Here is a 7,452-nt window from a genome sequence, read left to right as displayed (position 1 = left end):
CCGGCCCGCAGGCTCGCCGGAGCGGGAACGACCGCGCCGTCCAGCAGCTCCTCCGGCGAGACCCCGTGCGGCACCGGCACGCTGCGTGCCTGCGGCGACCCGGACCATGCCAGCGCGCTACCGCGGGCGAGCTCCAGCAGCCACGGCCGCAGCCTGGTGGGATCGGACAGGGGGTTGAGCCTCGTTCGAGCCACCAGGGCGAACGCGGTGCCGGCCGCTGCCCGCGCCACGGTGGGATCGCCGAGGATCAGTAGGCACATCGAGAACACGTCGTCGGCGTAGCGGTTGTAGAGATCGTTGAAAGCCTGACGATCGCCACGCCGAACACGGGCCACGAGGTCCGCGTCGTCGTTCATCAGTCTGCTTCTCCCCGGGACGACGTTCCTGGCCTCGGCGCCGGGACCAGGTTCCCGACCATTGTGGCGCGGTCCTGGTCACCGGTCAGGCAGGCTCAATAGTAGGAGGTGCCTGATCTGGCCGGGGTGAAGGTTGTGAAGATTTTTTGTCGCCACCTCGACACCATGGTCAGCTTGACGCTGAACATGGTGTCGTATCCCCCTTCGTCGGGCGTCGGAGCCACCTTATCCCATGGCATCTTCGCCGTATCCACGCCGGCATCGCCGGCCTGGACCGGTCCTGCCGACTGATGTCGAATCAGCCTGGTGTTCCCGAAAGCGAACGTCCGTACGGTGATCAGGAATTCGGTGGCTGCTCGAGCAGCGTTACGGTCACCGTGCCGGTCTGCCCGTCGCGCTGGTACGTGACCTCCACCTCGTTGCCTATGTCATGGGACCTGACGGCCGCGATCAGTGAATCTACGTCCGTGACCGCCCGATCCCCCACCTTGGTGATGACATCGCCCGGCCGGAGGCCCGCCCTCTCCGCCGGGCCTCCGCCGACCAGGGAGCGGATCTGGGCGCCGGTCCCGCTCGCTGCGGTCGACCGGGTGTTCTCGCCCGCAGTCGCGGCGCTTACCCCCAGATAGGGATGCCGGGCGGTGCCGTTGTTGATGAGCTGGCCGGCGACCTTCTCCGCATAGCTGCCCGGAATCGCGAAACCGACCCCGATGTTGCCGGACTGCTGTGCACCACCAAAGGGTGAGGAACTACCGCCGACCGTCGCGATCGCCGTGTTCACTCCGACGATCTCGCCCCTGCTGTTCACCAGCGGGCCGCCCGAGTTGCCAGGATTAATGGGGGCATCTGTCTGGATTGCGTCCAGGACGGTGTTCTGCTGGTCCCGCACGGTCTGGTCACCGGTGCGCACCGGTCGGTGCAGGGCGCTGACGATGCCCGAGGTGACCGTGCCGTTGAGGCCCAGCGGACTGCCCACTGCCACCACGAGCTCGCCCACCTGTAGCGCCGTCGAGTCCCCGAAGGTGGCGGCCGGGAGGTCGGTGCCATCGATCTTGATCACGGCGAGGTCGGCGCTCGGGTCGGTCGCCTTGATCTCCGCGTCGAAGGTCCGGCCGTCCTGCATCGTGACCGTGAGGGTCCCGCCGCTCGCGGCCGCGGACACGACGTGGTTGTTCGTGAGGATGTAGCCGTCCGGGCGGATGATCGTGCCGGACCCGGTCCCGGCCTCCTGGCCGGACTCCTCGGCGATGGTGACGACGCTCGGCAGGATCGCCTGCGCCGCTGCCGACACGGTGTTGTCCGCGGCTGGCGAGACTCCGCCGCCGGCGGTCGACTGACGCAGGCCCGAATCGGTCGACACGACGGACACGGGTGAGTCGTCACCCGCTACCAGGGCACCGACACCACCGCCGATCCCGGCGGAGACGAGCGCGATCGCCAGGGCACCCGCGACCAGGCGGCGGCGCCGCATCGGGGGCGGTGTGGGCGTGGCGGGCGCGAACCGCCCGAAGGGGTCCGGGCCACCGGGGATCCCGGAGCCGGGCCCTGGGCCGCCGGACGCCGGCCCAGGAGGCACTGGGGCGCCCCAGGACGGGTTTCCCCAGACGCTGCGCTGCTGCGAGTCACGGGTGCCGGGCTGCCCACCGCCAGGGCCCTGGTGCGCGGCCGCCTGCGGCGACGCCCAGGGTGCAGGCGGGCCGTAGGGCGTGGTCGGGCGGCCCTGCGGGGGCTGAGCCCCGCCCGGCTGCGAACCGGGCTGCTGCGAACCAGGCGGCTGGGACCCGGCCTGGAACTGACCTGGCTGGAACTGGCCCGGCTGGTGCTCACCCGCCGGGTGGTAGCCCCCGGGCGCACCCGCACCGGGGTAGGGGTCGTTCGGTAGCGGAGCCGGGGCCGGAGTGTCCGGCGAGGCGAACGCGCCGGATGGCGGAGCGGCTCCGGCCGGGCCGGAGATCGGTGCCGGGGTGCCGGGAGGTGGTGCCTCCGGCTGCCGCGGATGCTCGTGCGACTGCGACCGCGGGTCCACCGGCCCCTCCGAACTGGCCGTCTCGGCCCTGGTTCGCTCCGGCGCGTCAGCGGGCGAAGCCCAGGGGGACCGAGCGTCGTGCGTGGCTGTCATGGTAGGCACTTTCCCCCGGCACCCTGAGCGATTCCTGAATTCCGACCAACGTTCCGCTTAGCCGGCACCGCAACGGGTGTCGGATCCAGGACATACTGCCGGATCCGGGAGCCCGGCGGCCTCGCGGCAGGCGTCACAGGTCGTGCGGTGGTCGTCTGTTGCCGGGGACGGGCCCGACATGTTGACGCATCGTTCGTAGCCACCCGGCTGGCTGCGCCGTCGCACACACTGTCGGACGCCGCCGTGGCCGCCCGCCCGTCCCGAGATCCCGTCCGAGATCCCGCACGGGGCGGCAGCGGATGTCGTCCGTGAGCTTCTCATCGCCGCCGCCGTGATGTCGCGCTGTGCCCGGCACGGCTATTGCGTCAGCTTCCGGAAGCGCGGCCCACAAAGCGGATCAACGCCCGGGCCGGATGAACGGGGCACGACGCCCGGAATCGCCGAACCGGAACCACCCGAAGGCCACGCGGCCCCGGTGACCGGTGGCCCGGCCGAGGATCTCGGCCGTCAGCGGCACGTTTGTGCCAGTCGGCGATGGTTCACGCAGGTCCATGATGCATTTGTCGGACGGGCGGATGCCGCATCGCGGCGGCGTTCGGGTGCCCGTCCGTGACGTTGCGCGCAAGGCGTGATGTCTGCGGTCGGTGATGGCAGGAGCACCGTGACGGTCCGATCGCCGCGCGCGGTAGGTGATCCGTCGCGCCGGGACGGGGCCATGTGGTGGGAAGGGCGGACGGGTCTCGGGTGAATTTGCGCGGCAACCGGCCCGAATGTCAAGGGGGCTCGCGCAACGCTTCCGCAACGGCGTGGTACACCGGTATATCGCGCGGGGTATTTCCTGCATGTCCCGGAATCGGAGGTTGTCTGGTGACGGACGGTGCATGGAGGGGAGGCCCGGGCGATCAGGGCCGGCCGACCTATCGGGAGCACCCGCAGGGCGCCTCGGACCCCGACGGTCACTGGAACGAACCGGGCTCCCGCGACCGGTATCCGGACGATTTCGGGCCTGGTGGCCAGCACGGGAGTGCGCCGCCTCACACCGGCGCTCCGGGCCCCGGGGCCTATCAGGACGGCGCTTACGCGCCACAGCCGGGATACCCCCAGGCCTCCACGCCCGGCCCCGGTCCGTACCCCCCGGCCGGGCAGTACCCGCCCCCGCAGAACTACCCGTCTGCTCCCGGCTACCCGCCCGCTGGTCCCAGTGGCCCCGCTGGTCCCAGTGGCCCCGCCGGTCCCCGCGGTCCTGGCGGTCCGGGTTACGCGTCCGTTCCAGACCATGGATCCGGTCCCGCCACCGGTGGCTATCCGTCACCGGGTCCCGCGCCGACAGGGCCCGCCGCGAACCAGCACCCGTCCGCCGCCGGCCCGCGGCAGGAGGGAGGCTGGGAGGAGCCGACGACCCATCGCCCGGGCGGCACGTCGGTGCGGAGGGCGCTGGTACCCCGGGCGGGTGTGGCCCGCACACCGACCCGTCCGCCGGGCGCCACGGGCCCGCGGCCGCCGGCCGGTGGCGTCCCAGGCCCAGGCCCAGGAGCTGGCCTGAGCGCAGGCCCGAGTGCAGGTGCGGGGGCCGGGCTGGGTGCGGGGCCCGGCCTGCCCGCCGGGCAGTGGGCCGCGCCGGAGAACGTGGCCGGTGCCGACCCGCGGTCGCGGGGACCTCGCGGGGACCTGTACCGGCCGGAACCGCCCCGAGCGAGCGCGCCGCCCCGCAATGTGCCGGTGGACGATCCTGCCCGGGAGTACGGCGCACCCCCCGGCGGGACCGCTCGCGGCAGGACTGCCCGCGGGCCCGCCGGCCGTGACGGTGCCGACGGTGGCCCCCGCGAGGAGGAGCTTCCTGGCCGCGAGGTCACTGACCGTGATGACGCCTACGACGACTACGACCGCGATGACTACGACGGCGACGGCGACGGCCTGGACCGCGACGGCCTGGACGGCCGTGGCAGCGGCAGGGAGCGCGGTGGTCGCGCGCCGCGCCGCGGATCGCCGGCCCGCCGGGATGGCTTCGGTGCCGCGGAGCGCTTTGACGAGCCGGACTTCCCGGCGGACGTCCACGACCTGGACGACGCGGACGACCTGCCCGGTGGCGAGGACGCCGGGCTCGGGCCCTTCCTGCGCCGCCTGGTGATCGCGCTGGTCGTGCTCGGGGTGGCACTCGGCGTCGGGGTGGGGGCGGGCGTCGTGTGGGAGAAGGTGCGGCCCAGCGGCGACAGCGCGTCCTCGGCCCCGGGTTCCGAGCCGTCCGCCACTCCCACCGGGCCCGCTGGTGCGCCGACGCCCTCCGCAGGTGCCCCGGCGGGGGGTCAGGCCCCGGCAGCGGTTCCCGCCGACTGGGTGGCGCACACGGACCCCGACCAGCGAGCCACGTTCTCCCATCCGCCGACGTGGAAGCAGCGCCGGGACAACACGGGTGTCTTCTTCGGCGAGCCGGGCGCCGGCGCTGCCGGCACCCCCGCGGAGTACGGCCCGCGGATGATCGGGGTCGCGCGGGTCGCCGGAGTGGACGCCCCCACGGCGCTGAGCCAGGTACAGACCGGCGAGTTCGGCAGTGTCACCGGTCTCGCCCAGGACCGTTCGGGCGCTGCCACGGACGCGAACGGGGCACCGACCCAGGAGCTCGCCGGTTCCTACGACCGGGACGGGCAGCGGGTGTCCTACCTGATGCGCACGGTGGAGGCTCCCGGATCGGTCTACGTGCTCATCGCCCGGGTGCCGGCTCACGAGGCGGGCACCCTCAACACCCTGATGGCCGCACTCCGGACGTCCTTCCAGCCCGCGGGCTGACCGGCTGGCCACCCGGCTGGCCAGCCGGGTGGCTCACTCACATCCGGGGGCCGGCGATAGCTGACCGTGCGTCCCGCAGGAGGCTCCACAGCACGGCCGCGGTGTCGAAGGCGGTGGGCCCGGTCAGGGCCGGCCAGCCGTGACCGAGACTGGGCAGCAGGTACTGGACGAGCCGGGCGGATGAGGCGCATACCGTCTCGTGCCGGATGGCGACCGGCTGCGCCGTCGCCGCGGGTGGCGGGGGCGCCGGGGGTGCAGGGGGCGCCGCCTGAGGTGATGGCGACGCCGGCATCCCGGGGACCGCCTGGCCGTCCGGACCGGCGGCGGCGATGATCGCGGCAGCTCCCCCGTCCGGGCCGGCGGTCGGGGTGGCCCCCACCGGACCGGGGGTGGTGCCGAGCGGCCGGCCGTCCGCGCCGGTGTAGCTGGTGTCGCCCGGCTCGGTGGGCGGCGGGCAGCCGTCCACCGACCGGAACGGGCCGAGGCTGACGTCGGTGGGCGTGATCCCCGTCTGGAGTGCCTCGGACCACAGCGCCCCGGCGTAGGGGACGTGCCCGTCCAGGCCGCCGTGGATCGACACGGTGGTCAGCGGGGCCGGCGGGATGCAGTTCAGGGTCTGCAGGCTGGCGGCGACGGCCGCGAAGCCGGCCAGTTCGTCGCCGTGTTCGCACGCGTAGCGGTAGGCGAGCATGCCGCCGTTGGACAGGCCGATGATGCTGACCCGCCGTGGGTCGATGGGATAGCGGCTCTCCAGGTGCGCGATGAGCGAGCGCAGCCAGGCGATGTCGTCCACCCCGCCGGCGGAGGCCGGCCCGCAGCAGGTTCCCGCGTTCCACGACAGGTCCAGGCCGTCCGGGTAGACGACGGCGAATCCCGCCGACCGCGCGAGTTCGTCCAGGCCCCAGCCCCGTTGCGGCTCGCTTCCGTCGTGGTACAGGCTGTGCAGCGCCACGACCAGCGGGTACGGCCGGGTTGTCTGATCCGTCGGCAGGGTCAGCCGGATCTGACCACCGCGTCCACTCCGCTCGAAGGCATCGGGACCGGCTGTCGGTGGTGCCTGGGTCGGTGCCCCGCGGCCCATGGGCGCCCCTGCCCGGCCGCCGCGCCCACTGCCGCCCATGAAGCCACAGCCCGTCACGAGTATCACGGCGACGAGGAGTGAGCTGAGAAGCCGGACCGCGGCGACGCGGCGGCGGTGGGCGGCCGACACGACGGATATTCTGACGCGCCGCTGACCTAGCCGTGCATCAACGGTGTCGTTGATTACTTTTCGTATTAGGACTGCTACGGGCAAGGTCGCTTTCCCGGACGACATTCAGCCGGGGTCGTTGTTCGCGCGGCCCCCAGCGATCGCCCGCGCCCGGATCGGGACCGGCCTGCTCCCGACCGGCCGGAGTCATGCTGCGTGGGTTCACGTGCAGCGGCATGACGTTCCTCCTGTCGGCCTCGAACGGGCGGGGATCCCCGCCCGGGGCCGCGGTGACTCCCCTGTCCGCGGTGGTGCCGCGGTCGTTCCTCGCCGGGTCACCGGTCGTCCGGCCACTCTGGCCGTCCTCGGGCCCGTCCGGGCTGGGGTTGGACGGGTCAGAGGCCCATCTGTGGGCACGCCCGGCCCCGGGCCCCGCCGCCTCGGCGGACCCGGCCGCGCTGCGATAGCGGTCGAACGCTACCTGCGCGCGTGTCTCCAGGTCGTCGACCCTCGCGAGCGATTCGCGGACCCTTCGTTCACCGGCGGGGCCGGCGGCCAGCAGGTCGGACAGGCAGTGATCCACCGCCCGACGGGCCGCCAGCCATCCGAGGAGCAGCCGTGAACGTTCCATGTCAGATGGCTCGTTCACCGAGATGTCCCTTCGCTCGCACTCTCGTGACGCCGACGAGGCGTCGCCCTCCGCGAGGTCCTGCTCGTCCGCTTGTCGTCGTGGCGTGGAGGTCTCCCACCGTCGTGCGGTGCGGCGCGGGCGCCGTACCGCGGCCCGAAGTGCTTCTCTTCCCAGAGTGCCCCACCCGGCGTCGTGGCGCGTCGTAGTTTGCCGAACGCACCCCTCCAGGTCGGCCGGGAGCACGGTCAGAGAGCAGGCCGTTCCCCCCGAACAGGGGGGGTGGGCGATGGGTCAGCTGGTACGGGCCCGGGCGCCGGGCCCGTACCAGCTGACCCATCGCCCACCCCTGTCTCTTATAACCATCCGCGAGCCC

General features: G+C 73.1%; 5 protein-coding genes. 2 read left to right on the top strand and 3 right to left on the bottom strand.

The genetic code is table 11. From position 1 onward, the window contains the following. Positions 1-356: RNA polymerase sigma factor (locus AB1460_RS34780; protein ID WP_368966611.1), on the bottom strand; the 356-nt coding region annotated here is incomplete at its 3' end. Positions 357-464: 108 nt separating this feature from the next. Here AB1460_RS34780 and AB1460_RS34775 point away from each other — a divergent pair. Next, positions 465-647 carry a hypothetical protein gene (locus tag AB1460_RS34775; protein WP_368966609.1) on the top strand — a complete coding sequence of 61 codons (183 nt, stop codon included), beginning with the start codon at positions 465-467 and terminating at the stop codon, positions 645-647. Positions 648-693: 46 nt separating this feature from the next. On the opposite strand, the gene AB1460_RS34770 is transcribed toward AB1460_RS34775, so the two are convergent. Further along, entirely contained in the window at positions 694-2,475 is a 1,782-nt protein-coding gene (locus tag AB1460_RS34770; protein WP_368966608.1) for a S1C family serine protease, read from the bottom strand. Positions 2,476-4,194: 1,719 nt separating this feature from the next. On the opposite strand from AB1460_RS34770, the gene AB1460_RS34765 reads away from it, so the two are divergent. Continuing rightward, a complete protein-coding gene (locus tag AB1460_RS34765) occupies positions 4,195-5,259 on the top strand; it encodes a hypothetical protein (RefSeq protein ID WP_368966607.1) in 1,065 nt (354 codons plus the stop codon). Positions 5,260-5,296: 37 nt separating this feature from the next. Here AB1460_RS34765 and AB1460_RS34760 read toward each other — a convergent pair whose 3' ends face one another. Further along, positions 5,297-6,469, bottom strand: a complete 1,173-nt coding sequence (locus AB1460_RS34760) for an alpha/beta hydrolase family esterase (protein WP_368966606.1) — start codon at positions 6,467-6,469, stop codon at positions 5,297-5,299. Between the last annotated feature and the right edge of the window lie 983 nt (positions 6,470-7,452).

The organism is Parafrankia sp. FMc2 (assembly GCF_041008525.1).
Taxonomy (GTDB): Bacteria; Actinomycetota; Actinomycetes; order Frankiales; family Frankiaceae; genus Parafrankia.
Note: the sequence above shows the minus strand (reverse complement) of the source record. Positions and strands in the feature narration are given on the sequence as shown.